This is a genomic window from Rhizobium sp. Root482 (assembly GCF_001426565.1).
GTDB lineage: Bacteria > Pseudomonadota > Alphaproteobacteria > Rhizobiales > Rhizobiaceae > Pararhizobium.
Window position 1 is genome coordinate 286,031 of the sequence record NZ_LMFA01000020.1, and the last position, 13,893, is coordinate 299,923.

The 13,893-nt window shown below is 61.2% G+C and carries 13 protein-coding genes; 8 read left to right on the forward strand and 5 right to left on the reverse strand.

The features are described 5' to 3' along the window. Positions 1-2: 2 nt before the first annotated feature. From ASD31_RS13595 to leuA, 7 genes are all read left to right on the forward strand, one after another. Entirely contained in the window at positions 3-2,213 is a 2,211-nt protein-coding gene (locus ASD31_RS13595; RefSeq protein WP_056334371.1) for a TonB-dependent hemoglobin/transferrin/lactoferrin family receptor, read from the forward strand. A 63-nt stretch (positions 2,214-2,276) separates the two neighbouring features. Then, the gene (gene trpLE, locus ASD31_RS26350; protein ID WP_200952192.1) at positions 2,277-2,321 is read left to right on the forward strand and encodes a trpE operon leader peptide TrpLE; all 45 of its coding nucleotides are present in this window, start codon (positions 2,277-2,279) and stop codon (positions 2,319-2,321) included. Between the two features lie 105 nt (positions 2,322-2,426). Further along, positions 2,427-4,616 carry an anthranilate synthase gene (locus ASD31_RS13600; protein WP_056334374.1) on the forward strand — a complete coding sequence of 730 codons (2,190 nt, stop codon included), beginning with the start codon at positions 2,427-2,429 and terminating at the stop codon, positions 4,614-4,616. A gap of 74 nt (positions 4,617-4,690) precedes the next feature. Beyond that, positions 4,691-5,617 carry a cation diffusion facilitator family transporter gene (locus tag ASD31_RS13605; RefSeq protein ID WP_056334377.1) on the forward strand — a complete coding sequence of 309 codons (927 nt, stop codon included), beginning with the start codon at positions 4,691-4,693 and terminating at the stop codon, positions 5,615-5,617. Continuing rightward, positions 5,614-6,078 carry a preQ(1) synthase gene (gene queF / locus ASD31_RS13610; RefSeq protein WP_056334379.1) on the forward strand — a complete coding sequence of 155 codons (465 nt, stop codon included), beginning with the start codon at positions 5,614-5,616 and terminating at the stop codon, positions 6,076-6,078. Before ASD31_RS13605 ends, queF begins: the two co-directional genes overlap by 4 nt. 143 nt (positions 6,079-6,221) lie before the next feature. Beyond that, positions 6,222-6,803, forward strand: a complete 582-nt coding sequence (locus tag ASD31_RS13615) for an ATP-dependent Clp protease proteolytic subunit (protein ID WP_056334381.1) — start codon at positions 6,222-6,224, stop codon at positions 6,801-6,803. Between the two features lie 385 nt (positions 6,804-7,188). Beyond that, complete coding sequence (gene leuA / locus ASD31_RS13620; RefSeq protein ID WP_056334384.1) at positions 7,189-8,898, forward strand: 2-isopropylmalate synthase; 1,710 nt, start codon at positions 7,189-7,191, stop codon at positions 8,896-8,898. Between the two features lie 75 nt (positions 8,899-8,973). Here leuA and ASD31_RS13625 read toward each other — a convergent pair whose 3' ends face one another. From ASD31_RS13625 to ASD31_RS13640, 4 genes are all read right to left on the reverse strand, one after another. After that, positions 8,974-9,804: an anti-sigma factor family protein gene (locus tag ASD31_RS13625; protein WP_056334387.1), complete on the reverse strand. Its 831-nt coding sequence runs from the start codon at positions 9,802-9,804 to the stop codon at positions 8,974-8,976. Positions 9,805-9,807: 3 nt separating this feature from the next. Then, positions 9,808-10,326 carry an RNA polymerase sigma factor gene (locus ASD31_RS13630; RefSeq protein WP_056334390.1) on the reverse strand — a complete coding sequence of 173 codons (519 nt, stop codon included), beginning with the start codon at positions 10,324-10,326 and terminating at the stop codon, positions 9,808-9,810. Between the two features lie 170 nt (positions 10,327-10,496). Further along, positions 10,497-11,048, reverse strand: a complete 552-nt coding sequence (locus ASD31_RS13635) for a hypothetical protein (protein WP_413813815.1) — start codon at positions 11,046-11,048, stop codon at positions 10,497-10,499. Positions 11,049-11,191: 143 nt separating this feature from the next. Next, positions 11,192-12,094 (reverse strand): metallophosphoesterase family protein, encoded by a 903-nt coding sequence (locus ASD31_RS13640; RefSeq protein WP_056334392.1) that lies wholly within the window; start codon positions 12,092-12,094, stop codon positions 11,192-11,194. An 83-nt stretch (positions 12,095-12,177) separates the two neighbouring features. Between ASD31_RS13640 and ASD31_RS13645 the strand changes: the two genes are divergently transcribed. Next, positions 12,178-12,666: an NUDIX domain-containing protein gene (locus tag ASD31_RS13645; protein ID WP_056334744.1), complete on the forward strand. Its 489-nt coding sequence runs from the start codon at positions 12,178-12,180 to the stop codon at positions 12,664-12,666. Here the strand turns inward: ASD31_RS13645 and ASD31_RS13650 are convergent, their stop codons facing one another. Then, positions 12,667-13,650, reverse strand: coding sequence for a glutathione S-transferase family protein (locus tag ASD31_RS13650; protein ID WP_056334395.1), 984 nt, complete (start codon positions 13,648-13,650; stop codon positions 12,667-12,669). Between the last annotated feature and the right edge of the window lie 243 nt (positions 13,651-13,893).

Here is a 13,893-nt window from a genome sequence, read left to right on the forward strand (position 1 = left end):
CCATGATTACCCGGCATCATCGCTCGGCTCTTTTGGCGTGCGCGACGTTTTGTTTCGCTGCCTTCCCGCTTCAATCCACCCATGCCCAGCAGGCGGACGACGTGCCGCCGGCGGAAACGCAGAACGGTGCCACCGTCCTGAAAAAGCTTTCCGTCAGGGCGCCCGTGACCGGCGTTGCCGCCACGCCGCTGGCCAGCGAGACCACGGCCGAGCAAATCCGGGACAACCAGATTTCCAGCTTCGAGGATCTGGGCCGAAGCCTGCAGCCGGGCGTCGGGTTTAACCGCGCCAATGGCAGCGTCAATGTTCGCGGGCTGGACGGTCCGCGCGTCCAGACCACCATCGACGGCATCGTCATTCCCTTTCTCGATGATGGTGCCCGCGATGCGAATGGCGGTATCGACAGCTTCGATTTCGACGCGCTGTCCGCCGCCGATATCGTTCGCGGTGCGGATTCGAGCCGGGCCGGCGATGGCGCGCTTGGCGGTGCCGTCGTGCTGCGTACGCTGGAGCCGGAAGACCTGATCGGCGAGGGAAAGACCTGGGGCGGCATCTTCAAGTTCACCTATGACAGCGAAGACAGGAGCTGGGGCACATCGGCCGCGGCTGCAGCCCGCTTCGACAATACCGCCATCCTGTTCCAGGGCGGCTACAAGAAGGGCCATGAGCGCGACAGCAGCGGCGATGCCGATCTCTACGGTTCGGGCCGCACCGAGCCAAACCCTGCCGATTTCGACCAGAAGAACGTGCTGGTCAAGGTCAAGCAATATACCGATACCGGCCACATTTTTACCCTGACCGGCGAGCGCTTCGACCGCGACAAGGATATCGATCTCAGGCATCTGCAATTCAACAATTTCGCGCCGAACGGCCTAGATGGCATAGAGACCGTGAAACGTGACCGCATTTCCTTGAACTACGAGTTCGAGGCGACCGACGAAGGCGCCTTGATCGACGCCGCCAATGCGGTTTTCTACTGGCAGGACCTGGTGCGCGAAAGCGGCAGCAGCGGTTATCGGGTCAAAAGCCCCATCGGCGACTATTCGCGGTTGAGCGAAGTCGAGAATCGCTCCTTCGGCGGCGCCGGCTATGCCGAGAAGGGCTTCGATACCGGACGCCTGCATCACACCGTCCGTCTTGGCGGCGATTTCTCCATCGGCACGACCAGCCAGTATTCTTCCGGACGAGACAATTGCCCGGCCGGGCCGCTCCCGCCCTTCGATCCCTGCAACTTCCTTCATACCAATCAGGCGGATATGCCTGATGTCGATACCAAGAAGTTCGGCATCTATCTCGAAGACGAGATCGCCTTCGGTGACAGCGCTTTCTCGCTGACGCCGGGCCTGCGCTACGACTGGTACGACCAGTCGCCGCAGGAGACCCCCGCCTATACCAGCAATCCGAACTATGACGGCATGCCGCCGGGCCAGAATGGCGAGGCCTTCTCGCCCAAGCTGCTCGCCAAATACCAGGCGGCGCCGGACGTGGAACTGTTTGCACAATGGGCGATGGCTTTCCGTTCTCCGACGGCCACCGAGCTCTATCTCGATTACGGCGCGCCCGGCACCTATCTCAGGATCGGCAATCCCAATCTGAGGCCGGAAACCAGCAATGGTTTCGAAATCGGCGCCAATCTCGGCGACGAGGATTTCGGCGGTCGGATTACCGGCTTCTACAATCGCTATCGTGATTTCATCGACACGGAAGCCGTCCCAGGCTTCGATCCGACCTATCCCTTCGGCATCACGCGCAGCATCAACCGCGACCGGGTGCGCATCTACGGCGTCGAGCTTTCCGCTTACAAACGCTTCGACAATGGCTTCCACATCAACGGCTCGCTGACCTATGCCGATGGTGAGGATCTGACCACCAATGTGAAGCTCGGCTCGGTGGCGCCCCTGAAAGGCGTGATCGGCGCGGGATATGCAACCGATACCTGGGGCGCCGACGTCACCTTCATCGCGGCCAAGTCGGTCTCGCAGAACAGCGACGCGACGCTCAAGGCGCCCGGATATGGCATCGTCGATCTCACCGGCTGGTGGAAGCCGGAACAGGTCGAGGGCCTTGCCGTGCGGGCAGGGGTCTACAACCTGTTCGACAAGGAATATTACGACGCCGTCAATGTTCGCGACGCCGTGCTTTCCAGCGCCGGACAATCCTATTTCTCCGAGCCGGGGCGCACCTTCAAGCTGTCGCTGACGCAAAGGTTCTAAGCCGTGCCGATTTCTCGCCCGTGGCGCTTGCGCAATCTCGCGTCACGGGCTAACAATTCCGCGATGACACAGGCACGCAACATTTCGATCTGGTGGTGGGCTCGCTAAGGCGGCCTTGACCAGTCATGCGTGATTGAGACCAAAAGCCGCCCGGATTTCGAGGCGGCTTTTTGTATTCCGCCACGGATATGACGGGCTTCAACGGAGCGAAACATGGCGACGACAATTCTTGCAGACGGCGCGGAAGCCTATGTCACCAAGGGCGGTATTTCCGTTGCCCGTAAGCGGCGCGAAGCGCCCTATGGCGATGCGATTTCCAGCTATGTCGACAGGCTCGACGAGCGCCGCGGCGCGGTATTTTCCTCCAATTACGAATATCCGGGCCGCTATACGCGCTGGGATACGGCGATCATCGATCCGCCGCTCGCGATTTCCTCCTTCGGCCGTTCCCTCTGGATCGAGGCCTATAACGAGCGTGGCGAGGCCTTGCTGGCTATGGTTTCGGCGCATCTGGCCGGTGTTGTCGATATTACGCTCGGCACTTCCAGCGCCCGCCGCCTGGACTTGACGATCAACAATCCGGACCGGGTGTTCACCGAGGAGGAGCGCTCGAAGATCCCGACGGTCTTCACCGTGCTGCGCGCCGTCACCAGCCTGTTCTTTTCATCCGAGGATGCCAATCTCGGGCTTTACGGCGCCTTCGGCTATGATCTCGCCTTCCAGTTCGATGCGATCGACCTGAAGCTCAAGCGCCCCGACGACCAGCGCGACATGGTGCTCTTCCTGCCCGATGAGATCCTGGTGGTCGACCACTATGCCGCCAAGGCCTGGATCGACCGCTACGACTTCGCCAAGGGCGATCTCACGACCCGTGACAAGGCCGGCGATATCGCGCCGGAGCCGTTCCGCACGGTCGACAGCATTCCGCCGCATGGCGATCACCGGCCGGGCGAATATGCCGAGCTTGTTACGAAGGCCAAGGAGAGTTTCCGGCGCGGCGACCTGTTCGAGGTGGTGCCGGGGCAGAAATTCTTCGAGCGCTGCGAAAGCAAGCCGTCGGAAATCTCCAACCGGCTGAAGGCGATCAATCCCTCGCCCTATTCCTTTTTCATCAATCTGGGCAATCAGGAATATCTGGTCGGCGCCTCGCCGGAAATGTTCGTGCGCGTCTCCGGCCGGCGCATCGAGACCTGCCCGATCTCCGGCACGATCAAGCGCGGCGACGATCCGATCGCCGATTCCGAACAGATTCTCAAGCTGCTGAATTCCAAGAAGGACGAGTCGGAGCTGACCATGTGCTCCGACGTCGATCGCAACGACAAGAGCCGCGTCTGCGTGCCCGGATCGGTGAAGGTCATCGGCCGCCGTCAGATCGAGATGTATTCGCGGCTGATCCACACCGTCGATCACATTGAGGGCCGGCTGCGCGACGACATGGATGCTTTCGACGGGTTCCTGTCCCATGCCTGGGCGGTCACCGTCACCGGCGCGCCGAAACTCTGGGCCATGCGTTTCATCGAAAGCCATGAAAAAAGTCCGCGGGCCTGGTATGGTGGGGCGATCGGCATGGTCGGCTTCAATGGCGACATGAACACCGGCCTGACGCTGCGTACCATCCGCATCAAGGACGGCATCGCCGAGGTGCGGGCCGGCGCCACACTGCTCAACGACAGCAACCCGGAAGAAGAAGAAGCCGAAACCGAACTGAAGGCCTCCGCCATGATCTCAGCGATCCGCGACGCAAAATCCGCAAACAGCCGTGGAACCGGCCGCGACGTCGCCTCCGTCGGCATGGGCGTCAACATCCTGCTCGTCGATCACGAGGACAGTTTCGTCCACACGCTGGCCAATTATTTCCGCCAGACGGGTGCTGCCGTGACCACGGTGCGCTCGCCTGTCGCCGAGGAGATCTTCGACCGGGTAAAGCCCGACCTCGTCGTCCTGTCGCCCGGTCCGGGCATGCCGAAGGATTTCGATTGCAAGGCGACGATTACCAAGGCGCGCGCCCGCAACCTGCCGATCTTCGGTGTCTGCCTGGGCCTGCAGGCACTTGCCGAAGCCTATGGTGGGGACCTGCGCCAGCTGGCCGTGCCCATGCATGGCAAGCCCTCGCGCATTCGAGTGCTCGAGCCCGGCATCGTCTTTTCCGGTCTCGGCAAGGAGGTGACCGTCGGGCGCTACCATTCGATCTTCGCCGATCCATCGACCCTGCCACGCGATTTTACCATCACCGCCGAAAGCGACGACGGCACGATCATGGGCATCGAGCACACGAAAGAACCGATCGCGGCTGTGCAATTCCATCCGGAATCGATTATGACGCTCGGCGGCGATGCCGGCATGCGAATGATCGAGAATGTGGTGGCGCATCTTGCGCGGCGGGTAAAGACCAGGGCCGCCTGAACGATCGGGACGCGCGCACTCACCGCCGTGCCCGAAAGGTGCGGCGGTTTTTTTTATTGGAATGGAGGCCAGCGATGGCAACTGAAAAAATCCGCCGCGCCAGGGCGCAGCGGCTGGCCTTCTGGGGCATCCCGCTGTCGATTGTGGTGCTGGGGCTGAAACTGCTCGCCTGGCGGGTCACGGGGTCGGTGGCACTGCTGTCCGACGGCCTGGAATCGATCGTCAACGTCATCGCCGCCATCGTCGCCTTCGTCGTCATTGGTTATGCGGCCAAGCCGGCCGATGCCGATCATCCCTTCGGGCATCACAAGGCGGAATATATCTCGGCCGTCATCGAGGGCGTGCTGATCGTCGTGGCTGCGTTGCTCATCCTGCGCGAGGCCGTTCCCGCCGTTCTGTCGCCGCGTTTGCCGAATGCGCCGGTGCTGGGGCTCGCCATCAATTTTCTGGCAGGCGTGATCAATGCGGTCTGGGCCTATGTGCTGATCCGGGCCGGAAAAGCCTGCCGCTCCCCGGCGCTGACGGCGGACGGGCATCATATCCTTTCCGACGTGGTGACCTCCATCGGCGTTCTGGTCGGCCTCGGACTGGCGTTCACCACCGGCTATGCGGTGCTCGATCCGCTGCTGGCGCTCCTCGTTGCCTGCAATATTCTCTATCAGGGCGGCAAGGTGATCATGCGTTCGGTCGATGGCCTGATGGACCGGGCTGTCTCGTCCGACGAGGAGGCCGCCATCAAGGAGGCGATCGCCGCCCACGCGGCCGGCTCGCTCGGCGTCCATGATCTGAAGACGCGTCAGGCAGGGCCGGCGATCTTTGTCGATTTTCACATGGTCGTTCCGGCGAGCATGGCGGTCGGCGAGGCGCACGACATTTGCGACCGGCTGGAAGATTCCATCCGCGAGGTCAATCCAGGTGCAAGAATAACCATCCATGTCGAGCCGGAAGGCGAGAAGGCGCATGGCATAAGGGTCAAGGTGATCGAAGGAATGAAGAGATGACGCAAACCGATGTTTCGGGGCTTTCCCAGCTTGGCCGGGCGGTGGCGACGCCTCGAAATCCGCAGGAGGCCGTGCTCGAGCGCGTGCCGACCAGCCATGCCGGGACCGATTTCGTCGTGCGCTTCACCGCGCCCGAATTCACCTCGCTCTGCCCGATGACCGGCCAGCCGGATTTCGCCCATATCGTCATCGACTATGTGCCGGACGGCTGGCTGGTCGAATCGAAATCGCTGAAACTCTATCTGCATTCCTTCCGCGACCACGGCGCCTTCCATGAGGATTGCACGATCGATATCGCCCGGCGCCTTGTCGATCTGCTTGCGCCCAAATGGCTGCGGATCGGTGCCTACTGGTATCCGCGCGGCGGTATTCCGATCGATGTCTTCTGGCAGACGGGAAAACCGCCCGAGGATCTGTGGCTGCCGGACCAGGGCGTCGCGCCCTATCGCGGCCGCGGCTGAGATTGCCGCCGATCTTTACCATGCCGCAAGACCGTCTGTGTTTGGCCTTTCGCCGGCATCCGCTTTTGTTGCATTGTTTTCACAGTCGAGTCGCCTTATCTGACAGCGGCAGGACATTTGATTTATTTTGCGGGAGACTTCGCATGAACGAAGAAGACGACGACAAGACAAAGGAACTGCCGCTCGGCAAGGAAACGGAGGCGAACCTTTTCAAGTCGCGTTCGATCTTCATCTATGGCCCGATCACGCAGGAACTGGCGCAGAAGGTCAACACGCAACTCGTGGCGCTGTCAGCAGCCAGCGACGAAGACATCCGCGTCTACGTGAACTCGCCCGGCGGTCACGTCGAATCCGGCGATTCCGTCCATGACATGATCAAGTTCATCAAGCCGAAGGTCTGGATGATCGGTACCGGTTGGGTCGCCTCCGCCGGCGCGCTGATCTATGTATCGGCTCCGAAGGAACGGCGTATCTGCCTGCCGAACACCCGCTTCCTGCTTCATCAACCGTCGGGCGGCACCCGCGGCATGGCTTCGGACATCGAGATCCAGGCACGCGAAATCATCAAGATGAACGAGCGCCTGAACAGGATCTTCGCCGAAGCCACCGGTCAGTCCTACGAGAAGATCGCCAAGGATACGGACCGCGACTACTGGCTCTCTGCCGAGGAAGCCAAGAGCTACGGCCTGGTTTCGCGGATCGTGACGTCGCAGGCTGATATCTGATTTGTTCACCGGTGCATTAGAATTGAAGGCGCTTGCTTCGGCAGGCGCCTTTTTCATGTCGGCCTTGCCCTTCGTTTCTTCTGCGGTTATACACGTCCCATGTCGAAGACAGGCGCCAACATCGTCGAGCAGGTTTCCCGCGGGCAAATCGCCTTTGCGGAACGTTCGCGCGCCTTTACCTCTCTTCTTCTTCTCGGCCTTACACGCGGTTGCCGGGTTCTTTGAAGGAGCGCCCGGTGGCCGAAAGCCCACCGGCCCCAGCTCCTTGCCTTCCCTGAATTTCAGAACCGAAAAGAACCAGAGAGCCGGCATTTGCCATCGCCATGCGACCGATGATCGGTTATTGCAGGCGGGCCATGCGCCTCACAGACGAAGAGAAGCCGCGATGATCATGAAATCCCATACCGTCAAGCAGGGCATGCCCGAGGCAGCGGTCAAGTACCAACCCTATCCGCAGATCAATATCGCCGACCGGACATGGCCGGGCAAGACGATCACCAAGGCGCCGATCTGGTGCTCGGTGGACCTGCGCGACGGCAATCAGTCGCTTGTCGATCCGATGGGCCACGACCGCAAGGCACGGATGTTCCAGCTGTTGCTCGACATGGGCTTCAAGGAAATCGAGATCGGCTTTCCTTCCGCCTCGCAGACGGATTTCGACTTCGCGCGCTGGTGCATCGAGGCAGGCAATGTTCCGGCGGACGTGTCCCTGCAGGTCCTGGTCCAGTGCCGGCCCGAACTGATCACCCGTACCTTCGAGGCGCTTGAGGGCGCCACCCGGCCGATCGTGCACTTCTACAATTCCACCAGCGAATTGCAGCGCCGCGTGGTCTTTGCCAAGGATGTGGCCGGCATCAAGCGGATCGCCACGGATGCCGCCAAGATGATCGCCGACATGGCGGCCAAGGCTGGTGGCGGCTTCCGCTTCGAATATTCGCCGGAAAGCTTTACCGGCACCGAACTGGAGGTCGCGCTGGACATCTGCAACGCGGTCACCGAGATCATCCGGCCGACCCCGGACAACAAGCTGATCCTCAATCTGCCCTCGACCGTCGAGATGGCCACCCCCAACGTCTATGCCGACCAGATCGAATGGATGTGCCGCAATCTCGACAATCGCGAGAGCCTGATCATCTCGGTCCATCCGCACAATGACCGCGGCACCGGTATCGCTGCCACCGAACTCGCCCTGATGGCCGGCGCCGACCGTGTCGAAGGCACGTTGTTCGGCAATGGCGAGCGTACCGGCAATGTCGATGTCGTCACCCTGGCGCTCAACATGTTCACGCAAGGGGTCGATCCGCAACTGGATTGCTCGGATATCCAGCGGATCAAGGATGTCTTCGAATATTCCAACCAGATGATCATCCCGGAGCGTCATCCTTATGTCGGCGAACTGGTCTATACGGCCTTTTCCGGCTCGCACCAGGATGCCATCAACAAGGGCATGAAGGCGATCAAGGTCGCCAACAAGCCGCTTTGGGAGGTGCCCTATCTGCCGATCGATCCGCAGGATGTCGGCCGTTCCTATGAGGCGATCATCCGCATCAACTCGCAATCCGGCAAGGGCGGCATCGCCTATATCCTGCAGCAGGACTACGGCATCAACCTGCCGCGCAACCTGCAGGTGGAATTCCGCGAGGACATCCAGCGCATCACCGACGAAGAGGGCAAGGAACTGCCGTCGAAGGCGATCCATGAGCGCTTCATCGAGCGCTATGTCGATCAGCCGGGCGGGCGCATCCGTTTCGTCGATCACCACACCTATCCGCTCGGTGAACACAAGGGCGTCCGGCTTGTGACCGCCGATATCACCGATAATGGCGAGGCAAAGCAGATCGAGGGCAGGGGGACCGGCCCGATCGACGGCTTCATCAATGCCCTGTCGCAGTATATCGGTATCGAGATGTCGGTCGCCGACTATTCCGAGCATTCGCTCCAGCATGGGTCCAATGCCGCGGCCATCGCCTATGTCGAGGTCGAGCATCCCGGCGGCAAGCTGTTCGGCGTCGGCATCAGCACCAATATCGTCGGCGCGTCGCTGGAAGCGATCGTCTCGGCGGCAAACAGGCTCCTGGAACAAGCGTCGGCTTAATCGAGCCGGAGCCTGCTCTCCATAGGTGAGGAGGCTGCGCCCATGGCGCGGCCTTCACGATGATTTCACCGAAGTTCATATGGAGGTCGATACGGTCTCTGCGAGCGTATGGAGATTGGCGTCGGCCGAAGGGCCGACCACCACATAGGCGGCACCGGCCTTCTGCCAGGAGATCATCGCGATATCGTCGCGGATGCTCTCGGCCATCACTCCCTCCGGTGCGCCGGGCTTGCCCTTGAGGAAACAGATGGCGAAGACATTACCTTCGTCGTTCCTGTAGATCAGCTGCGCCACCGGCTTTCCGACGGCGACGAGCAGGCGGGCGCCCTCAAAGGTCAGGCCTTCGTCCTTCAGGTCCGGCAGGGCAAAATTCACCCCGACGCTGGCGGCAAGCCAGGGCTCGATCTTTGCGCCCTCTTCAGCCGGCACTTCGACGAGATGCTCGGTCTGGCGCGAATAGATGCGGTGATAGGCGGCGATATCGTCGAGCCAGGTGCGGGCGGTGGTGAGGCTTGCCGGCGGCGCGCCGTCATTACCGGTCTTGCCGATGATGAAACCGGTCGCGCCCCCGACGATCAACAGCACGATGGCCGCGGCAAGCGCCCGTGGCCAGAAGCGGGCTCGCGGCGGGCGCGGTGCGGCCTTTACCACCCGCTCGGCCTTCGGATTGATGCCGGGGCCCTGCTTGATCCGCCTGACGAGCGAAAGCGGGACGGGGTCGTGCAGGAAATCCTCGAAAGCCTTGTCGCCGAAGGTGTTGCCGGCCTTCAACATTTCGAGAACCAGCCGGGCCTCGTCGTTGCGCGCCACCAGATTTTCCAGTTCCCTGCTCTCGGCGTCACTTACCTCGCCGTCGAGATAGGCCGAAAGACGGGCCTCCAGCGCGAGCCCTTTCGTATTCTGCAATCTTCAGGCCCTCCTTTCCGTCGTTTCCGTGATCATCGCGGCAAAGCGCATGCGCGCCGCCGAAAGCCTGCTCATGACCGTGCCGATCGGGATTTTCAGGATATCGGCGGCTTCCCGGTAGCTGTGTCCCTCGACATTGACCAGCAGGAAGACGCTTGCCAGCCCCTCAGGCATGGATAGGACCATCTTCTGCAACTGGTTGGCATAAATGGCCTTTTCGGCGGATGCCTCGACCGACAATGCGTCCTGCTCGGACACGTCGATCGTGCCTGCGCCGCCGCGCACCTTGCGCTTTCTGATTTCGTCGATCCATAGATTGCGGGTCATCGCATATATCCAGCTTTCCAGCCGCCCTTCGCCGTTCCAGAGGTGATGGCGGGTGATCGCCCGCTCGCAGGCCTCCTGGACCAGATCGTCGGCATCGGCGGCGTTGCGGGTCAGTGTCATGGCGAAGCGGCGCAACCTGGGCAGGACACCGACCAGATTGCGCCTGAATTCGCTTGATTCCGCCGCTGGACGCATTGCTCTTCCAAGGAAACGTTCCGGATCGGGATCTCTACGTCCGGGTCGAATACACACTTCCCTGATATGAAACATTTTGCCCCATGCTTCGCAAGCCGGGCAGATGGAGGCATGCGCATATTTCGGCGCGCATACCCGTCCTGTCGCTGGAAGATGCCAGGCCGATCCGATCAATAATGGCGGACGCCGCCGATCGATCCGAGCAAGGCACGATAGGCCCAACTGTTTTCGCCGCCGCGGTCGCGGATCTCGATCAACTGGATTTTTGCCTCCTGCACCTTGCCCTGCTCCATCAGCGCCTGGCCCATATAGGAGCGGGCGAGGATATAATTCTCGTCGGCCTGCAGCGCGCGCCTGTAGAAGCGCATGCCAAGCTCCATGCGCCCGGCCTTGCGGTTCGAATAGCCGCGATAGTTGAGAATGCGGGCGCTCTCCTGGTCCTTGACCGCGTCGAGAACCTTCAGCGCGTTTTCATACTGGCCGGCATAGGCGAGTTCCCGTGCCGCGTTGAACAGGATATCGTCGTCAAGGCCGCTCTTCTTGGCATTGACGCATTCCTTCTTCTTGGCGTCCCAGATCTTTCCGTCCTGGCACTCGGTCGATGTCTTGGTCTTTTTCGGCGGCGCGGTGGTGTCTTCGCTGACAGCCCCGGCGGTCTGGCAGAGGGTAAATGTAGAGAGAGTGGTAAGCAGGACGAACAGTGCTGACATGCGTTTGGTCATGACGATCATCTCCTGGTGGAATCTCTGGCGGCAGACGTCAGCCCACCGCGATCCGGTGCAAGTGCTGCCCTGCTGTCAGTCTTCTAATGACGGGCGACCTTGGCCGAATATTCCCGGCGGAGATAATTTCGCCATAAGGGGCGTCAGAAGCGCGTGGTTTCCGCAAGCGTCACCGAACGGCCGTCCGGGGTCAGTTCGAAACGTTCGCGCAGAAGGTTCCATTGGCCCGGGCTGCCGGCGATGGAAAACAGGTTGAAGGCGGCCGGCGGTTTCCTGCCGCCGGGTCCCTGCGAGGCAGAGGCGATGCCGACGACGGGCACGGGGCCGACCTGGCCCTTCAATTGATAGACCGTATTGAGATGCGTATGGCCATGCAGCACCAGTTCGGCGCCGCCGGCTGAAATCGTTGCGGCGAACCGCCGGATGCCGAGCATGCGCTTGTGCATGGAAGCGGCGCCGCGGATCGGGGGATGGTGGATCATTACCACGCGAAACAGGCCGGCTTCGCCCGTGGCACGCAACAGATTGACCGTTTCGCGCGCCTGGCGGCTGCCGAAATAACCGCTGGCGGCAAAGGGCGGGGTGGCAAGCGCCGTCGAGCAGCCGATCAGGGCGACAGGCCCGCGGACGCGCAGATAGGGAAAGCAGTGGAAATCCTCGTCCCATTCCGCCGGGCCGCGCTCTCCGCACATGAACGGATACCAGGCCTTGGTGGTCTTCTCGTAGGCGCCCGGCACATAGGCATCGTGGTTGCCCGGCACCACGGAAATGTTTTCCGGCTCGCCCGCCTCCTTCAGCCATTCCGTCACCACCTCGATCTCGCGCGACGAGGCGAGATTGACCAGGTCGCCGGTGATCGCCAGATGATCGGGATCGACCCGGACGATCTCGTCCATCAGGAGATTGAGTGTATTGCCGACCAGATGGTTGCGGCGATTGCGATGCCAATTGACGAAACCGGTGATGCGCTTGGAAAAAAGTTCGCGAAATGAGAGATCGGGCAGGGGGCCAAGATGGATGTCGGAAATATGGGCAAGTTTGAACATCACTGGTACCTAGCGCATATTCCGCCAAAGGGGAATCGATCCGGATGCATTATCCCTGGTCGTGGAAAGACAGGGACATCGGCATGACACAGGGACCGCCGGAACTGCGCAACTGGAAGGCAAGGCTCGTCACACGGCTGATGCACGGTTATTTTGCGCTTGCCCGCGGCATGACCATGGGCGTGCGCGCCGCCTGCTACGACGCGGAAGGCCGGATTTTTCTCGTCCGGCATTCCTATGTGCCCGGTTGGCATATGCCGGGCGGCGGGCTGGAGCGGCACGAGACGGCATTGAGCGCGCTTGCCAAGGAATTGAGGGAAGAGGGCAATCTGGAACTGACCGGCCCGCCCGAGCTTTTCCATGTCTATTTCAACCGCGCCACCAGCAAGCGCGATCATGTGCTGTTCTATCGCTGCCGCGACATCCGCCAGGTTTCGCCGAAGGTGCCGGATCGCGAAATCGTCGAGACCGGGTTTTTCGCCCTCGACGACCTGCCGCCCGGCACCACTGCCGCCACGCATCGGCGGCTGGCGGAGCTTTCAGGAAGCACGCCACCCGCCGAATTCTGGTAATCAGGCCGAGAGGTTTTCGCGCCCATGGGGGGCGTCGAGCGCGAGAACAGGGCCGGCGGGAACGACGCCGGTCGGATTGATCGTCGCATGGCTGCGGTAATAATGCTCCTTGATATGGCGCAGATTGACCGTTTCGGCCACGCCTTCCACCTGGTAGAGGTCCTGCAGATAGGCCTGCAGATGGGCATAGTCGGCGATGCGGCGCAGATTGCATTTGAAATGGCCGACATAGACCGGGTCGAAGCGGACAAGCGTCGTGAACAGCCGCCAGTCGGCCTCGGTGATCGTCCGGCCGGTGAGGTAGCGACGCGTCGCGAGCCGCTGGTCCAGTTCGTCCAGTACCTCGAATAATGTCGTTACATTTTCCTCATAGGCTTCCTGTGTGGTCGCAAAGCCTGCCTTGTAGACGCCGTTGTTGACGGCGTCGTAGATGTGTTCGTTCAGGGCGTCGATCTCGCCGCGAAGAGCTTCGGGGTAAAAATCCTCGCGCGATCCGGTCAGCCCGTCGAAGGCGGAATTGAACATGCGGATGATTTCGGCGGATTCGTTGGAGACGATGCGGTTCTGCTTCTTGTCCCAGAGCACCGGCACCGTGACACGGCCGGAATAATGCGGATCGTCCTTGACATAGACCTGCCAGAGCGTTTCAGCGCCGAACAGGTGATCGACGGTGCCGCCGATCTCGTTCTTGAATTCCCAGCCCTTGGAAAGCATCAGCGGATCGACGATCGAGACGGAAATCAGGCCTTCCAGCTTCTTCAGCTTGCGGAAGATCAGGGTGCGGTGCGCCCAGGGGCAGGCGAGCGACACATAGAGATGATAGCGCCCGGCCTCTGCCTTGAAGCCCGCCTCGCCGGTGGGACCCGCCGTGCCGTCGGCGGTCACCCAGTGGCGGAACTGCGATTGCGAGCGCTTGAAATGTCCCTTGGTCTCGTTGGTGTCGTACCAGACGTCGTGCCAGACGCCGTCAACCAGCATACCCATTTTTCTTCTCCTGCGGCCAGATGCCGTTCGTTGTTGAAACTTATCCTCCAAGATAGTCTGGAAATCCGGCAAATGCAGTCGGCTAGGGATGAACAGTGCGTTTTTGACTTTGACGCCACGTTTTTTTCTGCTATCGGGCCAGACAGACTTTCTGCAACCGGATTTTTCCATCGATGCTTTTTTCGGGAACCCCACGACGACGCTGATGCTGAAAACGCCTTGAGGGCGAAGCCATCACCTATT

Coding starts and splice junctions, on each gene's coding strand:
- ASD31_RS13645 (WP_056334744.1), top strand. CDS start 12,178: ATGACACAGGGACCGCCGGAACTGCGCAACTGGAAGGCAAGGCTCGTC.
- leuA (WP_056334384.1), top strand. CDS start 7,189: ATGATCATGAAATCCCATACCGTCAAGCAGGGCATGCCCGAGGCAGCG.
- ASD31_RS13640 (WP_056334392.1), bottom strand. CDS start 12,094: ATGTTCAAACTTGCCCATATTTCCGACATCCATCTTGGCCCCCTGCCC.
- ASD31_RS13650 (WP_056334395.1), bottom strand. CDS start 13,650: ATGGGTATGCTGGTTGACGGCGTCTGGCACGACGTCTGGTACGACACC.
- queF (WP_056334379.1), top strand. CDS start 5,614: ATGACGCAAACCGATGTTTCGGGGCTTTCCCAGCTTGGCCGGGCGGTG.
- ASD31_RS13600 (WP_056334374.1), top strand. CDS start 2,427: ATGGCGACGACAATTCTTGCAGACGGCGCGGAAGCCTATGTCACCAAG.
- ASD31_RS13630 (WP_056334390.1), bottom strand. CDS start 10,326: ATGCGTCCAGCGGCGGAATCAAGCGAATTCAGGCGCAATCTGGTCGGT.
- ASD31_RS13635 (WP_413813815.1), bottom strand. CDS start 11,048: ATGACCAAACGCATGTCAGCACTGTTCGTCCTGCTTACCACTCTCTCT.
- ASD31_RS13605 (WP_056334377.1), top strand. CDS start 4,691: ATGGCAACTGAAAAAATCCGCCGCGCCAGGGCGCAGCGGCTGGCCTTC.
- ASD31_RS13615 (WP_056334381.1), top strand. CDS start 6,222: ATGAACGAAGAAGACGACGACAAGACAAAGGAACTGCCGCTCGGCAAG.
- ASD31_RS13595 (WP_056334371.1), top strand. CDS start 3: ATGATTACCCGGCATCATCGCTCGGCTCTTTTGGCGTGCGCGACGTTT.